Here is a 26,257-nt window from a genome sequence, read left to right as displayed (position 1 = left end):
AGAGGGAAGATTACTTAAAAATTAGTAAAAGGAAGAAGTTAGAGAAATACAATGCAATAGGCTTACTGACAAAGTATTATACTCACTAAAAAGAAATTTATAGAATATTTTTATTAAACATTTTGCGAGATTCAAAAATACACGTTATCTTTGCGTTCATTAAACGAACGTTTAAAAAACACCTTTTCCAAACGAAATATTCCACTGTATAACAAATAATTACATTGAAATAAAAAATATCGTGTTTATAGAAATCAGATTCCTACAAACACGATATCAATTAAAAAAGAAATTACTATTCTCAGAAGTTAAAGATACCCAATTCCGGGAAAGTAGCCCCTTGCACTGCAAAACAGATTCCGAAGCAAGCCGCACTTACAATCCAAAGAATAACCAGCGTCCACTTCAAACCGGAATTCATCGGCTGCCATTTGAATATCTGACTGAAGATGGCCCATACAAGACTGACCAAAGGAATTCCTACCAGCAAGATTCCTGCAATGTACATCACAATGGCAGACAACGGAGAAGTAGGCAGTACCACATCAGCCATCGGGAAAAAGGAAATGAGAGCCGCACCGCCACCAACAGCCACCGCTATCGCAGCAAACAACAACGCCACAAATACCACTCCAAATACAAACAGTACCGGACTGCAGATAATGGCAAATATCACCAGACAGATTTTCAAGAACCAGCCGACAATCATCACCAATGCATCTCCCAACTTCTGCAAGAAAGTACGGGGTTTGTCCGACCTCATATAATCATTCACCCCATTGGCAACCTTCTCAAAACCGTCCGTCACCGTCTTTCCGATATTCTCTACCGTAACGGCCTCGCCACGCATACTCAACTTCTCGGCTGCTGTGCGGGCTTCCGGTATAACCAGCCAACACACGATATAGACCGGTATCAATGTCCCTACCCCACAAATCAAGATGACAAGCAGTAACAGTCGAAGTAAAGTTACATCCCATCCCAGATAGGCAGCCATTCCACTGATGACACCACCCAGCATTTTGTCATCCGGATTGCGGTATAGACGACGGCGTGTAGTGCCATAAGCGGTATTGCTGTTCCAAGCACCGGCACCATAGCCGCCCCCGGCACTCGTGCTGCCGGAATCGGCACTAGCACTCTCTCCTTCTGCCTCCATATCTTCCGGCTTTCCCATGCGGGCAATCACCTCTTCCACGTCGGCTATCGTGATTACTTGTGAACCGGCCGACAATTTCTCGGCAAAGAGTTCGGAAATACGGCGTTCAATATCATCTACAATCTCGTCGGCACCGGCTTCCTTGCGGAAGTGCATCTTGAGATTACTCAAATAATTATCCAAAAGACGGTATGCGTCATCATCAATATTGAAAACGGTTCCACCTAAATTTACAGTTAATGTCTTTTTCATAACACATTATTTATTTACAATTTTACTATTTACGATTTACCATCCGGCGAATTACGGTATATTCTCTTCGGCTATTTCAAGAATTGCTGATGTGATTCACCGTCTCGTTCAACTCTTTCCAGGATGTTTCCAGTTCACCGAGAAAGACTTCTCCTTTTTCCGTCAACCGGTAATATTTACGGGGAGGCCCTTGTGTAGACTCAATCCATTCATACCCCAAAAGGTCGTCGTTCTTCAAACGGGTGAGCAACGGATAAAGTGTACCTTCCACCACAATCAGTCTGGCTTCTTTCAACTTCTGAATGATATCCGAAGCATAAGCCGGCTCTTTGTGAAGCAGCAGCATGATGCAATATTCAAGCATGCCCTTGCGCATTTGCGACTTTACATTGTTTACATCCATAATGGTATTTACTATTTGACAATTTACTATTTGGCTGCGCAATAGAGTAATGAGTGTCCTTATTAATTCTATTGTTGTTCCTTGTATGGCACAAATATATGTATTATACCAGTACCTTGTATTACAAAGTACTTTATATTAAACATTATTAACAAGAAAAGTAGTTCACGCTACTCTATAACATCAGTAACGTGAACAGAGAGGAAGAGGGATATTTACCGATGGATAACAATTTTATCCAATATACCGGTCAGACTCGCAATTGCTACTCCGTAGTTGGTTATGGGGATGTGCTGTGCGCAAGCATGGGCTATACGATTGAGAACGTACTTCCGGTTGAACATGCAAGCGCCGCAATGGATAATTAAATCATATCGGGACAAGTCTCTGGGAAAGTCATTTCCAGAGACAAAGTCTATCTGCAATTCCTCGCCGATGCGCTTTCGTAGCAGGCGGGGAATTTTGACGGTGCCGATGTCCTCGGTCAGCGGAGCATGGGTGCAAGCTTCGGCTATCAGTACACGCGATTGGGGTGTCAGGCTATGAATAGCGGCAGCTCCCTCTACAAAGGCATTGATGTCTCCTTTGTAACCGGCAAAAAGAACCGAGAAGGAAGTAAGACTACTTTCGGCAGGCTTTTGTTGATAGACGATGGGGAATACTTGTGAATCGGTGATTATCAGCTTAGGCGGACGGACAAGGGCTTGCAGGGAGGCTTGCAGCTTGTCGGTGGTGCAGCTCATCACTAAGCACTTTTTATCCAACAGTTCGCGGATGGTCTGCACTTGCGGAAGAATGAGACGACCTTTGGGGGCTTGTATATCCTGGGGCATCACCAGCAGGACGACATCTCCTTCACTTACCAAATTGCCCGTGATAGTCTGCTCACCAAAATTCTCGGGAAGCTTTTCGAGGATAGTATCGAAAATGCCTTGAATGCCGGTACCCTCTTTGGCACTGACCACAACGGGAGCCTGCCCGCACTCCTTTTCAATCCGAAGAACCACGGAAGCGGTGTCTTGACGGGAATCGGCTTTATTCAGTATCAGTATCACGGGGATTTCGCGCGCAGCCAGTAGCTTTAGCCATTGCTGTTCCAGCGTTCCGTCAGCTTCATAAAGCAAGAGGGCGATGTCTGCTTTCTCCACCGTCTTTAAGGTACGCTCCACGCGCATACCGCCCAGTTCGCCTTCGTCGTCATCAAAACCGGGGGTATCGATAAAGAGGCACGGGCCCAAAGGATATACTTCCATGGCTTTGGTCACGGGGTCGGTAGTAGTGCCGGGCGTTGCGGATACCAATGCCGTGTCTTGCCCGGTCAAGGCATTGACAAGGCTGGACTTTCCGCTGTTCCGTCGTCCAAAGACGGCAATGTGCAGGCGGTTGGAACGAGGTGTATTATTCATAAATCCGAAATCTAAAATCTAAAGTCTCTTTTCCCCTCCCCTATCTCCTGAAGATTACGTTCGGCTATCGCCCGTATCTTGGGGTTCGGGATATGCTCCATCTCCTCACGAATCAGCTGTATGCCCTTCTCCTTGGTTTCGGAGGAGGCATAGTCCTCCAGATATTCTTTTAATGTCATCAGTGCATTGGGCTGGCAGCAGTTTGCTATCTGTCCGCGCTTAACGAGCGACATGAAGCGGTCTCCGGTACGTCCCTCGCGATAGCAGGCGGTGCAGAAGCTGGGGATATGTCCCAGATCGAGCAGCCAGCTCACCACTTCATCCAGCGTGCGCCGATCGCTCACATCGAATTGGGAGGAATCTTCCTCTTTGGCTTCCGGCACGGCATAGCCTCCCACGCTGGTGCGCGAACCGCCGCTTATCTGCGAAACGCCCAGTTCGAGCACCCGACGGCGTACGGCTTCCGACTCACGGGTGGAAATAATCATTCCCGTATAAGGCACCGCAATGCGGGTAACCGCCACAATACGGCAGAACATCTCATCCGAGATGGCATCGGGAAAATCCTCGGTCGAAATATCATCTGCCGGACAGATGCGCGGCACGCTGATGGTATGCGGACCCACGCCAAAGGTAGCTTCCAGATGTTCGGCATGCATCAGCAGTCCTACAAAGTCATAGCGATAGGTATTCAGACCGAACAATACACCGATACCTACATCGTCGATGCCACCCTCCATAGCGCGGTCCATCGCTTCGGTGTGGTAGGCATAATTACTTTTCGGTCCCGTGGGATGCAAGGCTTCGTAATGCTCTTTGCTGTAAGTCTCCTGAAAAAGGATATAAGTGCCGATACCTGCCTCTTTCAGCAACCGATAGTTTTCCACTGTAGTGGCGGCTATGTTGACATTCACCCGGCGGATGGCCCCGTTCTTGTGATGGATGCTGTAGATGGTGCGGATAGACTCCAAGATATAGTCGATAGGGTTGTTTCGAGGGTCTTCTCCGGCTTCCAGCGCCAGGCGTTTATGCCCCATGTCCTGCAAGGCGATAACCTCGCGGCGTATCTCCTCTTGCGAGAGTTTCTTGCGGGGGATGGTACGGTTCTTGGCATGATACGGGCAATAGACGCAACCGTTCACGCAATAGTTGGAAAGGTAAAGCGGGGCAAACATCACAATGCGGTTGCCATAGAATTTCCGTTTGATTTCACGTGCCAGATGATAGATGCGCTGCACCAGTTCCGGCTCGTCACATTCCAGCAGCAGGGCCGCCTCCCGATGGGAAAGCCCCTGGCACAAAGCAGCCTTGTCAATCAAACTTTCAATGAGCGGACGGTTGTTGCGGTTTGCCTGCGCATACTCCAATGTATCCAATATCTCCTGGTGATTGATGAATTCTTCTGCTTGTCTTGACTTTATGTTATACACTTCGTAAATTGATAATTGGTAATTAAAATAAAGAATGAAGATTTGAAAATTATCAATTATCAACGGTCAATTCTCCATTCTCATAATCTCCTCTCTCTCTTGATACCTCGTAGCCTATCCCTTTCAGTTGTTCCTCCAATTTTAGCAAACCTTCTGCCGCTTCGGCACCCGCAGAAGCTTTGTTATCATAGAGGGAGTACTTCGCCCGCTGATGAGAAGGCGAAAGATTAGGCATCACGACATTGGCGCCAGCCAATATTCCCCGTTCCCGTCCGTCCGGAGCAAGTGTGGCCAGGGCAGTGGTAGCAGGTATCAGTGCCGCGGGATGCATCAACCGGAAGATAGAAAGCAACTTCAACGTCAACTCCATATCTCCCGGCGGAAAAGAGGAAAACGGAGTATCGTGATGCGGAAGAAAAGGTCCCATGCCTATCATCTCCGGCTGAAACCGTTCGATGAAGAGAATGTCTTCTACCAAATGGTCCACCGTCTGGTAAGGACTGCCCACCATGATTCCGGTTCCCACTTGATAGCCTATCTCTTTCAGCCAGTCCAAGCATTGCAACCGATGGGAAAGGGACATCTCCGCAGGATGAAGCCGGTGATAATGCCCTTCGTTGCAGGTTTCGTGCCGCAACAGATAGCGGTTGGCACCTGCCAGGAAGAAACGTTCGTAGGCTTCCCGCGATTTCTCGCCCAAGGATAAGGTAATGGCACAATCCGGGAAGGATTGCCGGATAGCGGCAACTGCCTCCACCATCCCCTCATCCTTCACCGCCGGCACTTCGCCCCCTTGCAGCACAAAGGTACGGAAGCCCAACCGATAGCCTTCATGGCAACACGAAAGAATCTCCTCCTGCGTCAGCTCATAACGGGTTATGTTCCGGTTCTCCTTCCGTATGCCGCAATAGTAGCAGTTATTGCGGCAACGGTTGGTTATCTCAATCAGTCCGCGAATGAAGATTTTATTGCCAAAGCGGGCAAGCGCTTCTTCCCGAGCAAGCTCCTGCAGGTAGGCTGCAAGTTCTGTGTCCCGGCAAAGAAGCATGGCTTTATACTCTTCGGCATCCAGCCTGCGGTTGCTCCGCAGTTTGTCAATCAAATGCTTCATATAAACGGACAAAGGGCTAATACGTCTCTTTCCTCTTTGCCAACTCCTGCGTCAGCTGGCGCTTTCCGGCAGTTATTTCATTGTGCGAACATGGCCCGGTAATACAACCGCCCTCGCAAGCCATCACTTCAATAAATTGCCCCGGAGCCTTGCCCGACTTGGCGTAAGCACGCAACGCACCGATAGCCTTCTTATCCAGATTAGCCACTTGTACGGCATTGATTTTATCTGCCTCTTCCTTCAGATAGGCTTTCACGGCACCCATCACGCCTCCTGCCTGCGCAAAACCATGCGCCTCGCGCACGGAAGTGAAACTCATGGAATAGGGCTTTGCCTGCTCCATCTGAATATCCAGCCCGGCAAGCACGGAAGCCACCTCCTCGAAAGTCATGATAAAGTCCACCGCCTCGTCGCGCTGCGCCTCTTTGCGCTTGGCAACGCAAGGACCTATGAAGACCACCTTCGCATCCGGATACTTCTCTTTAGCAATGCGGGCAGCATAATACATTGGCGAACCGGTGCCCGACACGTAAGGCTTCATGGCAGGAATATGCTTGTTCACCAACTCTATATAAGACGGACAACAGGAAGTCGTCATAAACTTCTGACCCTCCTCCAGCTTCTCAATCAGCTCGTGCGCCTCGTTGCTGACGGTATCCATCGCACCCTGAGCCACCTCAATGACATCCGTAAAACCGACTTGTTTCAATGCGCCATATACTTGTTCAATAGTCGTCTTGAACTGCCCCAGGATGGACGGAGCCACGATAGCCACCACCTGCTCACCCTTGCGGATTCTGTGCAACACGTCGAACACCTGCGATATTTCGAAAATTGCTCCGAATGGACATGCATTGAGACACTTTCCGCAATAGATACATTTGCTTTCGTCAATATGCTCTATCCCCTTCTCATCCTTACTGATGGCTTTCACGGGACAAGCTTCCTCACAAGGTACGGGAATATAAACAATGGCATGGTAGGGACAACTCTTATGGCAGATGCCGCAACTGATACATGCATCATGGTCAATCCATGCCTGACCGCTCTCCTTGACATGCACTGCCTTCTTGGGACAATTCACCTGGCAACTGCGTGCCGTACATCCGCGGCAGAGGTTCGTAATCTCGTAGTTAATCTGCACACATGCCGAACAAGCTTCGTCAATCACACACATGATGTTGTCTTTCGGCCTGCCATTTTCCGCTCTGTCCAGTGCACGGGCAGCGTACTCCGACAAGGGGGTCAGCTCATCCGTCTCGTCCTCCATATCGAGTCCCAGAAGCGGCAATGACTTGTACTTCCACACCGCGCGCTCTTTGTGCACACAGCAGCGTCCCGCGTGCTTGGACCTCTTCGGACTCAGCTCGATGGGCAGCCGGTCTATTTTATCCACAAGTTCGTTGTTATTCCACAGCTTTACCAGTTCCTTCAGTAATCTGTGGCGGACAATCATAATGTTGCTCGTAAATGCCATAATTTTTAAAATCAAAATTAGTTAGTTCGGTAACGGTCTGCAAAGATAACGATTGTTTCACAAAAAAGGCTTAACTTTACACCCCAAACAGTATAAATACAACCGATATGTTTACCATAAGAAAAGCAACGACAGCAGACTGCGCACTGATTCAGAAACTTGCGCAGCAAATATTCCCCGTCACGTATAAGGATATCCTTACTCCCGAACAGACCGACTACATGATGGAATGGATGTATTCATTGGACAATATCCGCAAGCAAATGGAAGAGGAAGGCCACGTCTACTTCCTGGCCTACGAAGAATGTGAAGCGGCGGGCTATGTGTCCGTACAGCAGCAAGGAGAAGATTTATTCCACCTGCAAAAGATTTATGTGCTCCCCTATTACCAGGGTGCACATTGCGGCAGTTTCCTCTTTCGAGAAGCCATCAAGTACATCAAGGAAGTACATCCCGGCCCTTGTCTGATGGAATTGAATGTAAACCGCAACAACAAGGCACTGCAGTTTTACGAACATATGGGAATGCGAAAACTCCGTGAAGGGGATTTCCCGATAGGAAACGGATATTACATGAATGACTACATCATGGGACTGGAAATCTGAGTCCCGGCATTAAAAGCCCTCCAAAAACTAAAGGCTGCGCAGTTCATTACGAACATTGCGCAGCCTTTAGTTTTATCTTTCGTTTCCGATTACTTCGCCACCTTTTCAAGCCATTTCAGCATGAACAGCATGGTGAACATGGAAATGCAGCACGCTACTACAAATACCGTCCACGTCATCCAGATAGGAATACTTTCGTAGAGGATAGCACCGATAACGAGCAACTGATTACCAATGGCAGTAGCACCGAGCCAACCGCCCTGCATGATACCCTGATATTTGGGAGGAGCCACCTTGGATACGAATGAAATGCCCAACGGAGAAATGTACAACTCGGCAACAGTCAATATCAGATAGGTAACCATCAGCAACAGCGGAGTCACCTTCACCGGAGAGGTACCCAAAGCGATAATATCCTTGTGCATCGGCAAGTTGCTTACATAAGAACCGATAGCCATTATAAGGAAGCCAGTGGCAGCAATACCCATACCGATGGCAATCTTCCGCGGAGTGGAAGGCTCTTTACCCTTGGCACGCTGTGCTGCAAAGACAGCCATGATGACCGGAGTGAGAGACACAACGAAAATCGGGTTCAAAGACTGGAACAGCTCAGCTGAAATAGCCATGCCGAACAAATTCAAATCTGTATATTCCTTGGCAAAATAAGTCAGTGTCAATCCATTCTGATGGAACGAGAACCAGAAGAAAATTACCACACCGAATACGGCAAACAATGCATACATGCGCTGTCTTACCTCTTGTGCATTCATCTCCACTGCAGTGGCATCGCCCGCTTTTGCAGCAACCTTCTTGCTGGGATCGGGGAATTTCTTTCTGTTGATGACGAAAATTACCAAAGAGAGAACCATAGCCAGGATAGCTACACCGAATGCATAATGGAAACCAGTGGTGAACACGTTCAGATATTCATTGGCAAATACCGTCATATCCGTTACGGGTGTTCCGGAAATAGTGGCTTTGGCTGCCAATGCGCTATAAGTGTCCACAGCCTCGGGAGTCAGCGTTCCTGCCAGATGTCCGTGGCAAAGGGCAGGCAGGTCGGCATCATAATTGTAGCCGAATGTGGACAACCACCAGTTACGCACGCCTACTGCGGCAAACGGGGCAAAGATGGCACCTACATTGATGAACATATAGAATAAGGAGAAACCGGAATCGCGCATGCTGGAGTACTGAGGATTGTCGTACATCTGCCCTACGAGCGCTTGAAGATTTCCCTTGAAAAGACCATTTCCGAAAGCAATGACAAACAAGGCTGCACAAGTAATCACCAGAAACAAGGTCTTATTGGCAACCGGTGTAGGAGACGGGATGGCCAGCATCAAGTAACCTACCGCCATCAAAACAATACCGGCAAAGATGGTACCTTTGTAATTACGGGTTCTGTCGGCAATAATACCACCTATCAATGCTAGAATGTAAATAGAAAAATAAAATGTTGAGTAGATCAAACCTGCCTCTTTTCCATCCAGTCCGAACTTGGCTTGCAGAAAAAGTACAAGAATGGCCATCATGGTATAAAAGCCGAAACGCTCGCCCAAATTAGCAAAAGATGCGGCAATCAGACCTTTAGGGTGTTTGTTGAACATAAAAATTAGTTTTTAGAATTAGTAATTGGATTGATTTCTTGAATAATTCCTGCAAATATATAAATTCTATTGAAGATTTCCTTATAAAATTAAAATATCTCGGCAGAAATAGAAGATTTATTCATTAAAAAGAATACAAACCTCTGCATGCACTTCCCTTACCAAATCCTTCGGATCCAACTTAAGCTGCAAACCGCGTTGTCCGGCACTGATATAGATATACGGAAACCGCAGGCACGTTTCATGGATATAGGTAGGGAAAGGTTTCTTCATGCCGATGGGTGAACACCCACCCCGGATATAGCCAGTCAGAGGTAAAAGTTCCTTAACCGGGATAAGGTCACATTTTTTGTTTCCTGACGCTTTTGCCGCCAGCTTCAAATCCACTTCGTGCTCACCCGGGATGACACAGACAAAATAACCGGATTTATCACCGTGAAGAATCAGCGTCTTGAACACGCAATTGATGTCCTCACCCAAACTGGCAGCTACATGCACTGCACTTAAGTCGTTCTCATCCACCTCGTAGGGAATGAGCTCATACGCAATCTTGGCCTTGTCGAGAAGCCTTGCTGCATTCGTCTTATTGATTTTCATAATATTCTCTATGATGAGATAATTATCACTTGATATTCAATTCTTCACGCAGGAACTTAGGCGTATAGCCTTTCTTGCTTTTAGCAACCTCTTCCGGGGTTCCGCAGGAAAGGAGTTCTCCCCCTCCCTTACCGCCTTCTGGCCCCATATCGATGATATAGTCCGCCATCTTGATGACATCGAGATTATGCTCTATGACGATGACGGTATTCCCTTTGTCTACAAGTTTGTTCAACACGTTCATCAAAACGCGGATATCTTCGAAATGAAGTCCGGTAGTAGGTTCGTCAAGGATATACAGAGTCTTGCCCGTATCACGTTTGGAAAGTTCCGTAGCCAACTTCACGCGCTGGCTCTCACCTCCGGAGAGCGTGGTGGAAGACTGGCCCAACTTGATATAACCCAATCCCACTTCCTGGATAACCTTAATTTTGTTCAATATCTGAGGCACATTCTCGAAAAACTCCACCGCACGGTTGATGGTCATATCCAGCACATCGGCAATGGATTTTCCCTTAAAACGCACTTCCAGCGTCTCTCGGTTGTAACGCTTGCCGTGACATACCTCGCAAGGCACATACACATCCGGCAGGAAATTCATCTCAATGCACTTGTACCCATTGCCTTGGCAAGCTTCGCAGCGTCCGCCACTGACGTTGAAGGAAAAGCGTCCCGCCTTATATCCACGTATCTTCGCTTCGGGCAAGCCGACAAACAGATTGCGGATATCGGAAAACACACCGGTATAAGTGGCAGGATTGGAACGCGGCGTTCGTCCCAAAGGAGACTGGTCCACATTCACCACCTTGTCTATATATTCCAGCCCTTCAATACTGTCATAGTCCAAAGGATCCTGCAGTGAACGATAGAACTTCTGCGAAAGAATAGGCTGCAACGTCTCGTTGATAAGCGTGGACTTGCCACTGCCGGAAACACCGGTAACGCAAATCAGCTTGCCCAGCGGGAACTCCACATCCACATTCTTCAGATTATTACCCTTGGCGCCACGCAGCCACAGACTGTGTCCATTGCCCTCGCGACGCTTGGCAGGCACCTCAATGGCACGCTCACCATTCAAGTATTGGGAAGTCAGCGTATGCGTCCGGAGCATTTCACGGGGAGTACCGGCAAAGACAACATCCCCTCCCAGCCTACCAGCTTTCGGCCCCATATCAATGACATAATCGGCGGCAAGCATCATATCCTTGTCATGCTCCACCACAATGACGGAGTTGCCAATGTCACGCAGTTCCTTCAAAGAGTGTATCAAGCGCTGGTTGTCGCGTTGGTGCAGGCCGATACTCGGCTCATCCAATATATACAGCACATTCACCAGCTGTGAACCTATCTGCGTAGCCAGGCGGATACGCTGGCTTTCACCACCGGAAAGGCTGACGGAACTACGGTTCAGCGAAAGATAATCCAGACCTACATCAAGCAGAAATTTGAGCCGTGTACGGATTTCCTTCAGGATTTCACCGGCAATCTGCTGTTGTTTGCTACTAAGATACGGGTCTACGTTTACCAGCCAGTCATACAGTTCATTGATGTCCATCGTAGACAATTCGTAGATGTTCTTGTCGTGAATGCGGAATGAAAGCGCTTCCTTATTCAACTTGGCGCCATGACACTCCGGACAAACGGCAGTCTTGGCAAACTGGTCCGCCCACTTCTGTGCCGTGGCAGAAGCATCCTTCTCCTGCAACATCTGGATATACTTTACAACCCCCTCAAACGTCACAAAATAATCGGAAGAGGTGCCTATCAGTGAACTCTTTATCTTGATACGCTCGTCCGAGCCGTAGAGAATCTCGTCGATGGCATCCTCCGGTAAGTCTTTGACCGGTGTTTTCAGCGTTGCTTCATATTTCTCCAGCAAGGCAGTAATCTGCCAGAAGATCATGCTGTTCTTGGCTTTCCCCAACGGTGCGATGGCACCTCCGGCAATGGAGAGCTCACGGTCGGGAATCACCTTGTCAATATCAATCTGGCTGACCACCCCCAATCCCTTACACTTAGGGCATGCACCTTGCGGCGAATTGAAGGAAAAGTTGTGCGGCGCCGGTTCCCGATAGGACAACCCCGTCACGGGACACATCAGCCGTTTGCTGTAATGACGCACGCTATCCGTCTGCGCATCGAGTATCATCAGCAATCCGTCACCTTGACGCATGGCAGTGGCCACGCTGTTCTTCAGGCGTGTGTCATCCTTGTCCGTCACCACCAGCTTGTCTATCACCACCTCCACATCATGGTTCTTATAGCGGTCCAGCTTCATGCCTGGCAAGGCTTCGCACACCTCACCATCCACACGTACGTAGAGATAGCCTTTCTTACGCACCTGCTCGAAGAGCTCCTTGTAATGCCCCTTACGGCTGCGCACCAGCGGAGCAAGGATATAAATGCGTTTTCCTTTGTAATCCTTCAGGATAAGATCAAGTATCTGTTCCTCGGTATACTTCACCATCTTCTCGCCGGAGAGATAAGAATAAGCCTCTCCCGCACGGGCATACAACAAACGAAGGTAATCATAAACCTCTGTCGTTGTACCCACCGTGGAACGTGGATTCTTATTCGTGGTTTTCTGCTCGATGGAGATAACCGGACTCAGTCCCGTTATCTTATCCACGTCCGGACGTTCCAAATTTCCCAGGAAGTTACGGGCATAGGCTGAAAAGGTCTCGATATAGCGGCGCTGCCCTTCGGCAAAAATAGTATCGAATGCCAAAGAGGACTTGCCGCTTCCGCTCAGGCCTGTAATCACAGTCAGGCTGTTACGGGGAATCTCGGCATCGATATTCTTGAGGTTGTGCACGCGCGCACCATATACATTGATATATTCTGTTTCTTCTTGCATGTTGATTTATCCTATCGTTTTAACTGCAAAAATAACTGTTTCCCCCCGAATATCAGCCGAAAAGCGCTATTTTTCAGTTTTGAAATGCACAATATTATTTCTTAACGCAATCCTTTGGTTTGAATGCCACAATATTCGTACCTTTGCAGCTACTTTGGGAAATTGTAAACATAAACCAACGATTACTGAATGAAAACGATTAACCGCATTATCTGCTCCCTGCTGCTTGCCAGTGCATGCAGTATCGGTGCAATAGCACAAGAGAATCAATCTTATTTTCTGCATACTATCGAAAAAGGACAAAGTCTCTACTCCATCGCCAGCATGTACGGCGTCAGCCAGTCGGACATCATCAAACTGAACCCCGGCAGTGACGAGAAAATATTCATCGGACGCACATTGCGTATTCCACGCAGCGCTGCCAACATACAAAAAGAAACATACCATACCATCGAAACCGGTGAGACCCTTTACCGACTGACCGTGAAATACAATGTATCTGCCAAAGCCATCTGTGACGCCAACCCGGGACTGAGCGCCGAGAATTTCCGTATCGGACAAGTAATCCGTATCCCTTCCACAACCGAGCCCCAAACCATGGTCCCGGTTGAGACACAAAGCAGCACTGTGGTTGCCAACAACAATATTCTCGGCCCCGTAGAGTCACGATGCCGTGACATGCATAAAGTGAAGCGGAAAGAAACCGTATTCAGCATCAGCCGTGAATACGGCATCAGCGAAGCCGAACTGATAGCCGCCAACCCGGAATTAAAAGGCGAAAACAAAATAAAGAAGGGAACCTTCCTCTGCATTCCCTATCCCAAAGCACAGACGGAGCAAAATATCCAGTCGCAGGCAATACCTACCGACAGCGAGCTGTTCCGTGAAAACCGGAAAAAGACAGAACGCTTCAGCACCATCAAGGCTGCCGTCATCCTTCCCTTCCTGGACGGGGTATCAAAGAGCGAGTCTTCCCGTATGGTGGAATACTACGAAGGCCTGCTGATGGCCGTAGACAGCTTGAAACGTACTGGCACTTCCATTGACTTGTACACTTACAATTCTGGTCCCGAAAGTGCCTCGCTGAACTCCATCCTGGGCAAAAGCGAGATGAAAGACATGGACATCATCTTCGGGCCTCTGTACCAACAGCACATCAAACCTCTGGCCGAGTTTGCCAAGAAACAAGACACACGCCTGGTGATACCATTCACATCGAAAGACAACACGGTATTCCAGAATCCGGCGGTCTATCAGATAAATACCCCCCAATCCTATCTGTACTCCGAGGTGTACGACCACTTTGTGCGCCAGTTCCCCAATGCCAACGTCATCTTCATTGAAGCCAGCCAGGGCACCAAGGACAAGGCAGAATTCATCAAGGGACTGAAAGATGAACTGCGCAACCGTTCCATCCCGATGAAGAGCTTGAAAGAGGATGTCACCGTAGAATCCCTGAAAACAGTATTACGCACGGACCGTGAGAATATCTTTATCCCCACATCCGGCAGTAACCTGACATTGATTAAGATACTTCCCCAATTGACCTTATTGGTGCGCGAACAACCCGAAAGCCGTATCCATCTGTTCGGCTATCCGGAATGGCAGACCTACACCAAAGACCACTTGGAAGCCTTCTTTGAACTGGACACCTATTTCTATTCCTCTTTCTATACCAACAACCTGCTGCCTGCCGCCATCAACTTTACCAAAAACTACCGCAGATGGTATGGCAAGGAGATGGACGAGCGCTATCCCAAATTCGGAATGCTGGGCTTCGATACCGGTTATTTCTTCCTGAAAGGACTTGCGCGCTATGGCTCTTCTTTCGAGAAGAACATGCAGGGACTGGATTTGATTCCCATCCAGACCGGCTTCAAGTTCCAACGGGTAAACAACTGGGGAGGCTTCATCAACAAGAAGGTGTTCTTCGTGCACTTCACCAAGAACTTTGAGCTGGTGAAGTTGGACTTTGATTAGGGATTAAGGATTAATAATCTGATAATCCACTATATAACTATTAACTTGTAGCTTGTAACTTATAACTTATAACATGAACCTGAGAACAATCATCATATTCGCCCTGCTGGTGTGTGCATGTATATTGCCCCTGCATGCGCAGGTGGGCGAGCAACGCCACAACTTCGCTGTGGGCGTCAATGGAGGCATCAATCTGAATAGCGTAAGCTTCTCTCCCTCTGTCAAGCAGAAGAATCTGATGGGTATCAACGGCGGTGTAACAGCCCGATACATTTCCGAAAAATACTTCAGTATGATTTGCGGTGCACAAATCGAGCTGAACTTCTCACAACACGGTTGGGACGAGTATTACGAGGACTATCCCACACTGAGCTACACCCGCACCATGAACTATGTGGAAATACCGTTCCTGGCACATCTGGCATTCGGCAAGGACCGCGGTTTGCAATTCTTCATCCATGCCGGTCCGCAGATAGGTTTCCTGCTTGGCGACAGCGAAAAAATAGACGGCGACTGGGACGGCACTGTAGCAGAATCCTACACCAACATCACCGTGGAACAGCACGGCAAGGCCATAGACAACAAATTCGACTACGGCATTGCAGGCGGAGCAGGCATAGAGCTGCGCACCAAGGCAGGCAATTTCATCGTAGAAGGAAGATACTACTATGCTTTATCCGATTTCTATGGCAGCACCAAGAAAGACTTTTTCTCACGCTCCGCACACGGAGTCATTACGGCCAAGATAACTTATCTCTTCGACTTGAAGAAGTAATGCTTATAGGAGACACCCGTTTCCACACGTAGGAACGACAATTTCCTCTAATGGGAACAGTATAATGGAACGGCTTAACCTCAAGCGGAAACGATAAAAAAGGCAGACCACGTATTCCGAATGAAATACGTGGTCTGCCTTTTGTTATTATCAAGTAGATAAACCTTCTTATCTTCTTAAACGGTCTGCCGCCTTCACCATCACCTCATCTTTGTAGATGGCACGGAAGGCCAGATAGTTAAGGATGATGGCTACCACCGGAAGGCAAAGCGCCCATCCTAACTGGAAAGTCATTGCATCCAAATCACCCTTCAAAATAAACATAAATACACAGAAGGCTATGTAGTAGCCTATCAGCAGAATGCTGCTGAAAATCGTCATGCGTATTTGCAACATACGGTTACGGAAAAGGAATATCGTACAGAAGGCAACAAGTGCACTGAGCAACAATATCCCGAACAAGCCCCAAGTAGACTGAAATCCTCCGTCGGCCAAAGCCACTCCCAGAGGTTTGAAAACATGCGCCGTCACTCCGTCCGCTCCGATGAACTGTCCTACAGGCATGCAAATTGCCACAACCAACAGGATAGTTACCAACAACAAATAAACAGATTGAATACGTTGTATCATTACTGTAATTTTTCTTTTTCCTTAGCCGGGTTACGATAGTAAATCTTACCCTCCACATACTCTTGTGTTGCAATCAATGTCGGCTTCGGCAGTTTTTCGTAATAGCGGGAAATCTCAATCTGTTCCCGGTTTTCGAACACTTCTTCCAAATTATCATTGTAAGAGGCAAACTCAGCAAGCTTTTTGGAAAGGTCATTCTTGATTTCCACACTAATCTGGTTGGCACGTTTTCCGATAATCGCTACGCTTTCGTATACATTACCGGTATCCTCACACAACTCCATCATATCACGGGTCACCGTAGTAGTAGGAGCATTTGTCTTTCTGTAATCCATAAATTTATCTATTGTATTATTATATTATTGCTCTTCACTTCCTTCTCCCAGCATTTTCTGTGCTTCCTTAAAGATTCGGTCGACTTCCTTCATATACTTACTTTCGGGGAACTCATTTTTAAAGGCATAACATTCATCCACAGCTTCGCGGTAACGTTCTGCCCTTTTGTCTTCCACACTGTATACAGCCAACTCATACTTGGCACGCAAGATAAGAATGGATAAATCTTCACGCAGGTTGGTATAGGGATAATCCTTCAAAGCATTCTGCGCAGTGATAACGCAAGCCTGATAGTTGTTACCCAGATAATTACCCATATTATAATAAAGTTTTGCAGACAGATACTCCTTCATCACCAGCTTGTCCTGCAAGGCAAATATCATGTTCTGCGCCTCCTCTTTCTTGGAACTTTGCGGGAAGTATTCCATAAACATCTGCAACTGCTGGATGGCGCTATACGTGCCGGATTGGTCCAAACGCGGCTCCGGAGTATCCAGATACAAAGCTTTACCGGCGTGGAAACGTGCCAGTTCTGTGAATGTACCGCGGGGATAAACGTTGTAGTATTGAATGAAAGTCTGCGCAGCAGTCTGATAATCCTTCTGGTTATAGTAACTCATGCCCAGCATATAGAGGGATTCCTCTGCCTTATCAGTACCTTTGAGAATAGCAATCAATTCGTTGAGCAAAGTGGCAGCACGGTTATACTGACCTTTTGCGAAGTAATTTTTTGCCGCTTCGTACTTGTATTCGTAATCTGTGCTTTTCAGCAATTTGTTGTATTCTCCACACGAGGAGAGCAGCAATGCTGCAAGCAGAGTTATTAGGATGTTCTTCTTCATTACTTTTGTTCAAATAATGCGCAAAGATAGGGGTTCGCATCGAATAAAGCAACGATACGAGCCTTAATTTTTCAAAAACCAGACGAACGGGCAGGAAATAAGGATTAATGGTTAGGAATTAGGGATTAGCGGTTAGTGCCATGCGGAGTAATAGCGCAACCACCAACCACTAATCGCTAATCACTATTTTTACATTTTACAGCTTATACAAATCGCTTGCCGCCAGCAAATCAACCTTTTTTTCTGTCAATACACGGATGCAGTTATCCATGTCGTTAGGACGGATGATGACATTGGCCGTTTCACCGTTGGCAAAGGAATACATGTACTCGATGAAGACACCTTCATCGGAGAGGAAGCGGAGCACTTTCGCCAATGAGCCGGGAATATTGGGACAACTGATGCCTACCACATCCGTTACATTCACAGCGAAGTGATTATCTTTCAAAGCTTTATATGCTTTATCCGGTTCAGAAACAATACCACGAAGGATACCGAAATCGGCATTCTCTGCAATACATAGAGCAGAAAGGTTGACACCTTCTTTTGCAAGAACTTCAGTCACCTCTGTGAGGCGGCCGGACTTGTTCTCCAGAAAAATGGAAAGTTGTTTTGCTACCATAGGTTCATTTACTATTTGACAATTTACAATTTACAATTTGGCAATTACAATTTGCGGTTGTCGATGACGCGCTTGGCTTTGCCTACGCTGCGCTCAATACTGCGTGGTTCTACCAGACGGACATCTACACCGAGACCGAGTACGCTCTGCAGGCGGGCTACGAGCTTCTTCTTCAAAGCCAGCATCTTGTTGATTTCGTCGGAATAGTATTCGGGACGAACTTCAACCTGCAACTCCATGGTATCGGTATTGTTCTTGCGATCTACCAGTAAGAGGTAGTGAGGTTCGAACTCCGGCATTTCGAGAATGACAGACTCGATCTGGGTGGGGAATACATTGACACCACGAATAATCAGCATGTCATCGCTACGTCCCAAAATGCGGTCCATACGGACCAGTGTGCGTCCACAGGAGCACTTATCGTAGTGCAGGGCGGTGAGGTCCTTGGTACGGTAGCGCAACAGCGGCATCCCCTCTTTGGTAAGGTGAGTGAACACCAATTCGCCGGTTTCTCCAGGGGCAACCGGTTCGAGGGTCTTCGGGTCTACAATCTCGGGGAAGTAATGGTCTTCGTTGAGGTGAGTGCCGTGCTGGCACTCGCACTCGTAACCTACACCGGGACCGGCAATCTCGCTAAGTCCATAAATATCAAAAGCCTTGATTCCCAGCTTTGTTTCAATATCCCGACGCATATTTTCGGTCCATGGCTCGGCGCCAAAGGCTCCTATTTTCAACTTGAAATCTTCTCGGGGAAGGCCGGAGTCCTTGATGGCATCTGCCAGATAGAGGGCGTATGAGGGTGTGCAGCAAAGCACGGTAGAACCGAAATCATGCATCAGTGTAATCTGCTTCTCTGTATTACCGCTGGACATCGGGATGACAGAAGCTCCGATATTCTCGGCACCGGCATGCGCACCCAGTCCGCCGGTGAAAAGTCCGTAACCGTAGGACACCTGGAAAATATCCGAACTACCGGCACCATAGGCGGTAAAGGCCCGTGAAAGGCATTCGGACCATACTGAAAGGTCTTTCCGGGTATAGCCTACTACAGTGGGCTTTCCAGTAGTGCCGGAAGAGGCATGAATACGCACAATCTGGCTCATAGGTACGGCACAGAGGCCAAAGGGATAATTGTCCCGCAAGTCATACTTGGTGGTAAAAGGCAGTTTTACAATATCATCTATACTGTTTATGTCATCGGGAGTAATTCCCAGTTCCTGCATTTTCTTACGGTAAAAAGGAGTGTCATGATACACACGTTCCACAGTCTTTTTGAGACGAATGCTCTGGATTTTACGAAGGCTTTCGCGGTCCATGCATTCGATGCTTTCATTCCAAATCATGTTTTTCGTTGTATTACAATTATTAATGGTTATTATCAATATAGCTGCAAAGTAAACAAAAAAATTTTGTTTATCTCAAAGATTTTACCGAATATTGCCGCTTCTAAGAAGAGAAAATGAACAAATTCGAACTGACATCCGCTTACCAGCCCACCGGTGACCAACCGGAGGCCATCGCACAGCTGACCGAAGGCGTGCGCGAGGGGCTTCCCGCACAGACATTACTTGGTGTCACCGGGTCCGGAAAGACATTCACCATAGCCAACGTCATTGCCAACATCAACAAACCAACGCTGATATTGAGCCACAACAAGACGCTGGCCGCCCAGTTGTACAGCGAGTTCAAAGGATTCTTCCCGAACAATGCTGTGGAATACTATGTGTCCTACTACGACTATTACCAGCCCGAAGCCTATCTGCCCTCTTCGGACACTTATATAGAAAAAGACCTTGCCATCAACGACGAGATAGACAAGTTGCGCCTTGCCGCCACCTCGGCCCTGCTTTCGGGCAGAAAAGACGTAGTGGTGGTATCCTCCGTTTCGTGCATCTACGGCATGGGGAACCCGGCAGACTTCTATAACAACGTCATCGAAGTGCAGCAAGGCAAGAATTTCAGTCGCAATGTCTTCCTGCGACGCTTGGTGGACAGTCTTTATGTACGCAACGACATTGACCTGAACCGTGGCAACTTCCGCGTGAAAGGCGATACGGTGGACATTTATCTGGCTTACGCCGACAACCTGCTGCGCGTCACCTTTTGGGGAGACGAGGTGGATAGCATTGAAGAGGTAGACCCTCTGAGCGGCGTAACTGTTGCCAAGTTCGACGCTTATAAGATTTATCCCGCCAACCTCTTCATGACCACCAAAGAAGCCACATTACGTGCCATCCACGAAATAGAGGACGACCTTCACAAGCAGGTACAATGGTTTGAAAACGAAGGCCGCCCATTCGAAGCCAAACGCTTGCAGGAACGGGTGACCTACGATATGGAAATGATACGCGAATTGGGGCATTGCTCCGGCATTGAGAATTATTCGCGCTACTTTGACGGACGTGCTGCCGGTACCCGCCCCTACTGCCTGCTGGACTTCTTCCCCGAAGATTTCCTGATAGTCATTGACGAAAGCCATGTCAGCGTTCCGCAGATACGTGCCATGTATGGAGGTGACCGTGCCCGCAAGATAAACCTGGTGGAGTACGGGTTCCGCTTGCCGGCTGCCATGGATAACCGCCCGCTGAAGTTCGATGAATTCGAGGAGATGGCCAAGCAAGTGATTTATGTCAGCGCCACACCGGCAGATTACGAGCTGATGAAATCCGAAGGCATCGTAGTAGAGCAGGTCATCCGCCCGACCGGACTCTTGGACCCTATCATCCAGGTACGTCCCAGCCACAACCAGATAGATGACCTAATGGAAGAGATACAGCTGCGCATCGAGAAGAACGAGCGTACCCTCGTCACCACCCTCACCAAACGAATGGCGGAAGAACTGACGGAATATCTGCTGAACAACAACGTGAAGTGTAATTACATCCACAGCGACGTAGATACTTTGGAGCGTGTAAAGATTATGGGTGACTTGCGCGAAGGCGTTTACGATGTACTTGTCGGCGTCAATCTGCTGCGTGAAGGCCTCGACCTGCCCGAAGTCTCTCTCGTTGCCATCCTCGATGCAGACAAGGAAGGTTTCCTCCGTTCCCATCGCTCACTGACACAGACTGCCGGGCGTGCCGCCCGTAACGTGAACGGCATGGTCATCATGTATGCCGACAAGATAACGGACAGCATGCAACTGACCATCGACGAAACCAACCGCCGTCGCGAGAAACAGTTGAAGTACAACGAAGAGCACGGCATCACGCCCCAGCAAATCAAGAAAGCGAAGAACCTCAATGTGTTTGCCACCAACGAGGCTGCCGGCGAAGCCGTCCTCAGCGGCGAGAAGTTCACTTCCAGTGCCCCCCGTCCCTATGTGGAACAAGAAAGTACATCTACGCTGGCTGCCGACCCGATAGTGCAGTACATGAGCCGCAAGCAACTGGAAAAGAGTATCGAACGTACCAAGAAGCTTATGCAGGAAGCCGCCAAGAAGCTCGACTTTATCGAAGCCGCCCAGTACCGTGACGAAGTACTGAAAATGGAAGAATTGCTGAAAGAAAAAGACGAGTAAGGAATTTCACCTCTTTTCCTCAAACTATACTCCTCTCCTTTTGTTACTCTATGAAACAGAGTATTAATCATAAAAACAAAAGCGAGATGAATAAACCAATAAAGACAATAGCTGTTGCACTGGCTGCCATAGCCGCCATGAGTGTACAACAAACAGAAGCGTGTACCCGCGCCACCTACATCGGTCCTGACAATACAGTCATTACGGGACGTACGATGGACTGGAAAGAAGACCTTATGAGTAACATCTATGTATTCCCACGAGGCATGCAGAGGGCAGGTTACAACAAAGGAAATACGGTGAACTGGACTTCCAGGTACGGCAGTGTCATTGCCACCGGTTATGACATAGGAACCTGCGACGGTATGAACGAGAAAGGTCTGGTTGCCAGCCTGCTCTTCCTTCCAGAGTCCGTTTACCATCGACCGGGAGACAACCGCCCGATTATGGGCATCAGTATCTGGACGCAATACGTACTCGACAATTTTGCAACCGTACGCGAAGCTGTAGATGAACTGAAAAAAGAATCCTTCCGCATTGATGCACCGGACCTGCCCAACGGTGCCGCTTCCACCCTGCATCTAGCCATCACAGATGAAACCGGAAACACGGCTGTCTTGGAATACATAGACGGAAACCTTGAGATACATGAAGGAAAGCAATATCAAGTAATGACCAACTCTCCCAAATATGAACTCCAGCTGGGTATCAACGACTATTGGAAAGAGGTAGGCGGACTGAATATGTTACCGGGAACCAACCGCTCCAGCGACCGCTTTGTACGCGCATCATTCTACATCAATGCCATTCCGCAAACAGCAGATGCAAAGATTGCCGTACCCAGTGTATTGAGCGTAATGCGCAATGTTTCTGTACCGTTCGGTATCACCACACCGGACAAGCCTCATATCTCCTCCACCCGTTGGCGTTCTGTATCCGACCAGAAAAACAAAGTATATTATTTTGAATCTACCATGACTCCCAACTTGTTCTGGCTCGACCTGAATAAAATTGATTTCAGTCCGAATGCAAGCATCAAGAAGCTTTCGCTGACGAACGGAGAAATCTATGCAGGAGATGCCGTAAAAGATTTGAAAGACAGCAAGGGATTTGTATTCCTATTCCAGACACCGGTAATGTAGTATAGACCATACGTATAGCCTCTTGATAACGGATGCTTCCCCACTTATTTCTATTAAGAGAAAGCAGGGAAGCATTCATTTTTTCATTATTTTTATGTACGTTTGCAGATATATACTCAATGCAGCAACTTACATGGAATTATTAGTATACAAAGCCTCCGCCGGCTCCGGCAAGACCTTTACGCTGGCTGTGGAATACATCAAGCATTTGATAATCAATCCACGCGCCTACCGGCAGATACTTGCCGTAACCTTCACTAACAAGGCCACGGCAGAGATGAAGGAGCGCATACTGACACAGCTTTACGGCATCTGGAAGGGAGAACCCGCATCGAAAGCGTATTTGGAAAGGATTAAGGATGAAGGGTTAAGGATAAAAGATGAAAAGGCGGGAAACGGAAACAATCGGCTGTTGACGGACGAAGACATCCGCCAACGGGCCGGCATGGCACTGCAATACATGCTGCACGACTACAGCCGTTTCCGAGTGGAAACCATCGACTCCTTCTTCCAATCCGTGATGCGCAACCTTGCCCGCGAACTGGAACTGAGTCCTAACCTAAGCATAGAGCTGAACAACAGTGAAGTGCTGAGTGATGCCGTAGACAGCCTCATCGAAAAACTTACCCCCACTTCTCCCGTGCTGGCGTGGCTACTGGACTACATCGACGAGCGTATCCGCGACGACAAACGCTGGAACGTATCGAACGAGGTGAAAAGTTTCGGACGAAATATCTTCGATGAAAGCTACATAGAACGCGGTGAAAAACTACGGCAATGCCTGCGTACTCCGAATACGCTGAAACTCTACCGGGATGTGCTGCGCGATATGGAAACCGAGGCTCTGGAACAGATGAAAAGCTTCTACGACCAGTTTGAGGGCGAACTGGAAGGGCATGCCCTTACTCCCGAAGACTTGAAAGGAGGTGCCCGAGGTATCGGCAGTTACTTCCGCAAGCTGCGCGATGGCAGACTTTCTGACAAGGATGTGCTGAACGCCACCCTGCAAAACAGCCTGACAGATGCAAAAAACTGGGCAACGAAAACATCCTCACGAAAGGACGACATCATCCGTCTGGCAGAAACCAGTCTGATGCCTCTACTGCAGGAAGCCGAAAGAATGCGTCCGCAACGCAACCGTACCCTAAACAGTTGCCGCCTCTCGCTCCAGCACCTCAACAAACTGCAACTTCTCAATCATATCGACGAAGAGGTACGCACGCTAAACCGGGAGCACAACCGCTTTCTGCTCTCGGATACCAACGCCCTACTGCACAAACTGGTGCGCGAGGGTGACTCTTCGTTCGTCTTCGAGAAAATCGGCGCCAACATACGCAACGTCATGATTGACGAGTTCCAGGACACCAGCCGCATGCAATGGGACAACTTCCGCCTGCTGCTGCTCGAAGGACTTTCGCAAGGAGCCGACAGTCTGATTGTGGGAGATGTGAAGCAGTCCATCTACCGCTGGCGGAACGGGGACTGGGGAATACTGAATAGTTTAGGCAATGAAGAATTGAAAATGGAGAATAGAGAATCAAGTTCTCCATTAAACAACTTCCCCGTCCGTGTGGAAACCCTAAAAACAAACCGACGTAGCGAAACCAACATTATCCGTTTCAACAACCAAGTATTTACCGCTGCCATAGACTACCTCAATGCGCTACACCTGAACGAACTGAAAGAGGATTGCCTACCCCTGAAACGCGCTTATGCCGACGTAGTGCAGGAATCGCCCAAGAACACGGAGTACGGCTACGTAAAAGCTGCCTTCCTTGAACCGGACGATGAACACAACTATACAGAGCAGACCCTTCTCGCCTTAGGAGAAGAAGTACAGCGGCTGCTGGAAGAGGGCGTAACACTGAATGACATCACTATCCTTGTCCGCAAGAACAAGAATATCCCACCGATAGCCGACTATTTCGACAAAGAGCTGCATCTCTCTGTCGTGTCCGACGAAGCTTTCCGTCTGGATGCCTCCCTTGCCATCTGCATGCTGATGGATGCCCTGCGCTGCCTGTCGAATCCGGAGAACAAGATTGCGGAGGCTGCACTGATGGAGAATTACAAATTACAAATGACAAATGACGAGCAACCGGAATTCACAACAGCCACTCCCCTTCCCGAAGCCTTTACCTCCCGACGGGAAACGCTGCGCCTGATGCCTTTGTATGAGTTACTGGAAGAACTGTTCAGCATCTTCACCATGAGCTGCATTGAAAAGCAGGATGCCTACCTCTTCTCCTTTTTCGATGCTGTGACGGAGTATCTGCAAAGCAATTCTTCCGAGCTGGACAGCTTCATCCGCTACTGGGACGAAACCCTTTGCAGCAAGACCATCCCCAGCGGTGAGATGGACGGTATACGTATCCTCTCCATCCACAAGTCCAAAGGACTGGAATTCCATACCGTACTGATTCCCTTCTGCGACTGGAAGCTGGAGAACGAAACCAACAACCAGCTGGTGTGGTGCATCCCACCGGAAGAGCCCTATAATGCCATCAGCTTAGTGCCGGTGAACTATTCCACCACCATGGCGGAATCCATATACCGGCAGGACTATCTGCACGAACGGCTTCAGCTATGGGTGGACAATCTGAATCTGCTGTACGTGGCCTTTACCCGTGCCGGCAAGAACCTCATCCTCTGGAGCCGGAAGGAACAGAAGGGAACCATGTCCGAACTCCTTGCCAACACCTTGCCCCGCATAGCCAAAGACGGAGCAGGCAGTTGGGACGAAGAAGCTGCCATATACGAGAACGGCAAGATTTGTCTCTCCTCCATCCCCGTCTCACAGCATGACGCAGACAACCCTACTGATGACGAAGCCAAACCTCTATGCTACGAACAGAAACCTCTATACTGCGAACGTAAACCTGAGGTTTATGAACAGCAACCGGTCAACAGACTTTCGCAAAAGCCGGTCAAACTGCCCGTCCACATGGAGAGTATGCTCCACGACATCGAGTTCCGGCAATCCAACCGTTCGGCAGACTTCATAGCAGGAGTGGACGAAGCAGAATCCAGCCAGCGTTTCATCAACCGGGGACGTTTGCTGCATACCTTATTCTCTGCTATCGAAACCGAAGAAGATATTGACAATGCCATCAGCCAGCTCGTCTTTGAAGGAGTAATTGGACGAAGTGAGACGGAAGAAGAAATACGCGACCTCACCGAACGCGCCTTCTCCCTGCCCCAAGTCAAGGACTGGTATTCGGGGACGTGGCGGCTGTTCAATGAATGCGACATCATCTGGCAGGAAAACGGCGAACTGCGGACACGCCGCCCGGACCGTGTGATGATGCGTGGTGAAGAAATCGTAGTGGTAGACTTCAAGTTCGGAAAGCCGAATAAGAAGTACAACAAGCAAGTACAGAGATACATGCAACTGCTGGTCCGCATGGGGTATGCCGCAGAAAATATACGGGGCTACTTGTGGTATGTAGAGGAGAACAACATAGAACCGGTATAAACTCACTCTCCATCCACTATCAACTATC

The 26,257-nt window shown here is 48.4% G+C and carries 20 protein-coding genes; 6 read left to right on the top strand and 14 right to left on the bottom strand.

Annotation, left to right across the window (positions count from 1 at the left end; translation table 11 throughout):
* Positions 1-301: 301 nt before the first annotated feature.
* The 6 genes from JXR92_RS11920 to JXR92_RS11895 form a co-directional block, all read right to left on the bottom strand.
* Positions 302-1,411 (bottom strand): PspC domain-containing protein, encoded by a 1,110-nt coding sequence (locus tag JXR92_RS11920; protein ID WP_005825340.1) that lies wholly within the window; start codon positions 1,409-1,411, stop codon positions 302-304.
* A gap of 76 nt (positions 1,412-1,487) precedes the next feature.
* Positions 1,488-1,814, bottom strand: coding sequence for a PadR family transcriptional regulator (locus tag JXR92_RS11915; protein ID WP_005825341.1), 327 nt, complete (start codon positions 1,812-1,814; stop codon positions 1,488-1,490).
* A 215-nt stretch (positions 1,815-2,029) separates the two neighbouring features.
* Complete coding sequence (gene hydF, locus JXR92_RS11910; protein WP_131226145.1) at positions 2,030-3,220, bottom strand: [FeFe] hydrogenase H-cluster maturation GTPase HydF; 1,191 nt, start codon at positions 3,218-3,220, stop codon at positions 2,030-2,032.
* A gap of 11 nt (positions 3,221-3,231) precedes the next feature.
* Positions 3,232-4,650 carry a [FeFe] hydrogenase H-cluster radical SAM maturase HydG gene (hydG, locus tag JXR92_RS11905; protein WP_034525452.1) on the bottom strand — a complete coding sequence of 473 codons (1,419 nt, stop codon included), beginning with the start codon at positions 4,648-4,650 and terminating at the stop codon, positions 3,232-3,234.
* A 52-nt stretch (positions 4,651-4,702) separates the two neighbouring features.
* Positions 4,703-5,761: a [FeFe] hydrogenase H-cluster radical SAM maturase HydE gene (gene hydE / locus JXR92_RS11900; RefSeq protein WP_138346059.1), complete on the bottom strand. Its 1,059-nt coding sequence runs from the start codon at positions 5,759-5,761 to the stop codon at positions 4,703-4,705.
* A 16-nt stretch (positions 5,762-5,777) separates the two neighbouring features.
* On the bottom strand, positions 5,778-7,238 hold the full coding sequence (locus tag JXR92_RS11895; RefSeq protein ID WP_005825346.1) for a monomeric [FeFe] hydrogenase: 1,461 nt from the start codon (positions 7,236-7,238) through the stop codon (positions 5,778-5,780).
* A 107-nt stretch (positions 7,239-7,345) separates the two neighbouring features.
* Here JXR92_RS11895 and JXR92_RS11890 point away from each other — a divergent pair, with 107 nt between their 5' ends.
* Complete coding sequence (locus tag JXR92_RS11890) at positions 7,346-7,843, top strand: GNAT family N-acetyltransferase (protein WP_005825348.1); 498 nt, start codon at positions 7,346-7,348, stop codon at positions 7,841-7,843.
* A gap of 89 nt (positions 7,844-7,932) precedes the next feature.
* Here the strand turns inward: JXR92_RS11890 and JXR92_RS11885 are convergent, their stop codons facing one another.
* From JXR92_RS11885 to uvrA, 3 genes are all read right to left on the bottom strand, one after another.
* Positions 7,933-9,453, bottom strand: coding sequence for a peptide MFS transporter (locus JXR92_RS11885; protein WP_005825349.1), 1,521 nt, complete (start codon positions 9,451-9,453; stop codon positions 7,933-7,935).
* Positions 9,454-9,570: 117 nt separating this feature from the next.
* Positions 9,571-10,050: a Cys-tRNA(Pro) deacylase gene (gene ybaK, locus JXR92_RS11880; protein WP_005825350.1), complete on the bottom strand. Its 480-nt coding sequence runs from the start codon at positions 10,048-10,050 to the stop codon at positions 9,571-9,573.
* Between the two features lie 25 nt (positions 10,051-10,075).
* A complete protein-coding gene (uvrA, locus tag JXR92_RS11875) occupies positions 10,076-12,907 on the bottom strand; it encodes an excinuclease ABC subunit UvrA (protein WP_117599498.1) in 2,832 nt (943 codons plus the stop codon).
* A 189-nt stretch (positions 12,908-13,096) separates the two neighbouring features.
* Here uvrA and JXR92_RS11870 point away from each other — a divergent pair, with 189 nt between their 5' ends.
* Both JXR92_RS11870 and JXR92_RS11865 read left to right on the top strand, forming a co-directional pair.
* Entirely contained in the window at positions 13,097-14,887 is a 1,791-nt protein-coding gene (locus JXR92_RS11870) for a LysM peptidoglycan-binding domain-containing protein (RefSeq protein ID WP_117599497.1), read from the top strand.
* A gap of 73 nt (positions 14,888-14,960) precedes the next feature.
* Positions 14,961-15,662: a porin family protein gene (locus tag JXR92_RS11865; RefSeq protein WP_008663316.1), complete on the top strand. Its 702-nt coding sequence runs from the start codon at positions 14,961-14,963 to the stop codon at positions 15,660-15,662.
* Between the two features lie 168 nt (positions 15,663-15,830).
* On the opposite strand, the gene JXR92_RS11860 is transcribed toward JXR92_RS11865, so the two are convergent.
* The 5 genes from JXR92_RS11860 to JXR92_RS11840 form a co-directional block, all read right to left on the bottom strand.
* Positions 15,831-16,292 (bottom strand): DUF4293 domain-containing protein, encoded by a 462-nt coding sequence (locus JXR92_RS11860; RefSeq protein WP_005825355.1) that lies wholly within the window; start codon positions 16,290-16,292, stop codon positions 15,831-15,833.
* Positions 16,292-16,627, bottom strand: a complete 336-nt coding sequence (locus JXR92_RS11855) for a DNA-directed RNA polymerase subunit omega (RefSeq protein ID WP_005825356.1) — start codon at positions 16,625-16,627, stop codon at positions 16,292-16,294. The genes JXR92_RS11860 and JXR92_RS11855 overlap by 1 nt, the downstream gene beginning before the upstream one ends.
* 24 nt (positions 16,628-16,651) lie before the next feature.
* Positions 16,652-17,470: an outer membrane protein assembly factor BamD gene (locus JXR92_RS11850; protein ID WP_009038614.1), complete on the bottom strand. Its 819-nt coding sequence runs from the start codon at positions 17,468-17,470 to the stop codon at positions 16,652-16,654.
* Between the two features lie 196 nt (positions 17,471-17,666).
* A complete protein-coding gene (locus tag JXR92_RS11845) occupies positions 17,667-18,092 on the bottom strand; it encodes an amino acid-binding protein (RefSeq protein WP_057098070.1) in 426 nt (141 codons plus the stop codon).
* Positions 18,093-18,136: 44 nt separating this feature from the next.
* Positions 18,137-19,435: a phenylacetate--CoA ligase family protein gene (locus tag JXR92_RS11840; RefSeq protein ID WP_131226144.1), complete on the bottom strand. Its 1,299-nt coding sequence runs from the start codon at positions 19,433-19,435 to the stop codon at positions 18,137-18,139.
* A gap of 116 nt (positions 19,436-19,551) precedes the next feature.
* Here JXR92_RS11840 and uvrB point away from each other — a divergent pair, with 116 nt between their 5' ends.
* The 3 genes from uvrB (at position 19,552) to JXR92_RS11825 (ending at position 26,229) form a co-directional block, all read left to right on the top strand.
* The gene (gene uvrB / locus JXR92_RS11835; RefSeq protein ID WP_117964397.1) at positions 19,552-21,612 is read left to right on the top strand and encodes an excinuclease ABC subunit UvrB; all 2,061 of its coding nucleotides are present in this window, start codon (positions 19,552-19,554) and stop codon (positions 21,610-21,612) included.
* 86 nt (positions 21,613-21,698) lie between these two features.
* Positions 21,699-22,754, top strand: coding sequence for a linear amide C-N hydrolase (locus JXR92_RS11830; RefSeq protein WP_117599726.1), 1,056 nt, complete (start codon positions 21,699-21,701; stop codon positions 22,752-22,754).
* A 133-nt stretch (positions 22,755-22,887) separates the two neighbouring features.
* Positions 22,888-26,229: a UvrD-helicase domain-containing protein gene (locus tag JXR92_RS11825; protein WP_138346061.1), complete on the top strand. Its 3,342-nt coding sequence runs from the start codon at positions 22,888-22,890 to the stop codon at positions 26,227-26,229.
* Positions 26,230-26,257: the final 28 nt, after the last annotated feature.

Source organism: Bacteroides parvus (assembly GCF_017309675.2).
In the GTDB taxonomy this organism is placed as follows: Bacteria; Bacteroidota; Bacteroidia; order Bacteroidales; family Bacteroidaceae; genus Bacteroides; species Bacteroides uniformis.
Note: the sequence above shows the minus strand (reverse complement) of the source record. Positions and strands in the feature narration are given on the sequence as shown.

What these genes read in the sequence shown, in the direction of transcription:
- JXR92_RS11920 (WP_005825340.1), bottom strand. Translation starts at nt 1,411, where the DNA reads ATGAAAAAGACATTAACTGTAAATTTAGGTGGAACCGTTTTCAATATT.
- JXR92_RS11915 (WP_005825341.1), bottom strand. Translation starts at nt 1,814, where the DNA reads ATGGATGTAAACAATGTAAAGTCGCAAATGCGCAAGGGCATGCTTGAA.
- hydF (WP_131226145.1), bottom strand. Translation starts at nt 3,220, where the DNA reads ATGAATAATACACCTCGTTCCAACCGCCTGCACATTGCCGTCTTTGGA.
- hydE (WP_138346059.1), bottom strand. Translation starts at nt 5,761, where the DNA reads ATGAAGCATTTGATTGACAAACTGCGGAGCAACCGCAGGCTGGATGCC.
- JXR92_RS11895 (WP_005825346.1), bottom strand. Translation starts at nt 7,238, where the DNA reads ATGGCATTTACGAGCAACATTATGATTGTCCGCCACAGATTACTGAAG.
- JXR92_RS11890 (WP_005825348.1), top strand. Translation starts at nt 7,346, where the DNA reads ATGTTTACCATAAGAAAAGCAACGACAGCAGACTGCGCACTGATTCAG.
- JXR92_RS11885 (WP_005825349.1), bottom strand. Translation starts at nt 9,453, where the DNA reads ATGTTCAACAAACACCCTAAAGGTCTGATTGCCGCATCTTTTGCTAAT.
- ybaK (WP_005825350.1), bottom strand. Translation starts at nt 10,050, where the DNA reads ATGAAAATCAATAAGACGAATGCAGCAAGGCTTCTCGACAAGGCCAAG.
- uvrA (WP_117599498.1), bottom strand. Translation starts at nt 12,907, where the DNA reads ATGCAAGAAGAAACAGAATATATCAATGTATATGGTGCGCGCGTGCAC.
- JXR92_RS11870 (WP_117599497.1), top strand. Translation starts at nt 13,097, where the DNA reads ATGAAAACGATTAACCGCATTATCTGCTCCCTGCTGCTTGCCAGTGCA.
- JXR92_RS11865 (WP_008663316.1), top strand. Translation starts at nt 14,961, where the DNA reads ATGAACCTGAGAACAATCATCATATTCGCCCTGCTGGTGTGTGCATGT.
- JXR92_RS11860 (WP_005825355.1), bottom strand. Translation starts at nt 16,292, where the DNA reads ATGATACAACGTATTCAATCTGTTTATTTGTTGTTGGTAACTATCCTG.
- JXR92_RS11855 (WP_005825356.1), bottom strand. Translation starts at nt 16,627, where the DNA reads ATGGATTACAGAAAGACAAATGCTCCTACTACTACGGTGACCCGTGAT.
- JXR92_RS11850 (WP_009038614.1), bottom strand. Translation starts at nt 17,470, where the DNA reads ATGAAGAAGAACATCCTAATAACTCTGCTTGCAGCATTGCTGCTCTCC.
- JXR92_RS11845 (WP_057098070.1), bottom strand. Translation starts at nt 18,092, where the DNA reads ATGGTAGCAAAACAACTTTCCATTTTTCTGGAGAACAAGTCCGGCCGC.
- JXR92_RS11840 (WP_131226144.1), bottom strand. Translation starts at nt 19,435, where the DNA reads ATGATTTGGAATGAAAGCATCGAATGCATGGACCGCGAAAGCCTTCGT.
- uvrB (WP_117964397.1), top strand. Translation starts at nt 19,552, where the DNA reads ATGAACAAATTCGAACTGACATCCGCTTACCAGCCCACCGGTGACCAA.
- JXR92_RS11830 (WP_117599726.1), top strand. Translation starts at nt 21,699, where the DNA reads ATGAATAAACCAATAAAGACAATAGCTGTTGCACTGGCTGCCATAGCC.
- JXR92_RS11825 (WP_138346061.1), top strand. Translation starts at nt 22,888, where the DNA reads ATGGAATTATTAGTATACAAAGCCTCCGCCGGCTCCGGCAAGACCTTT.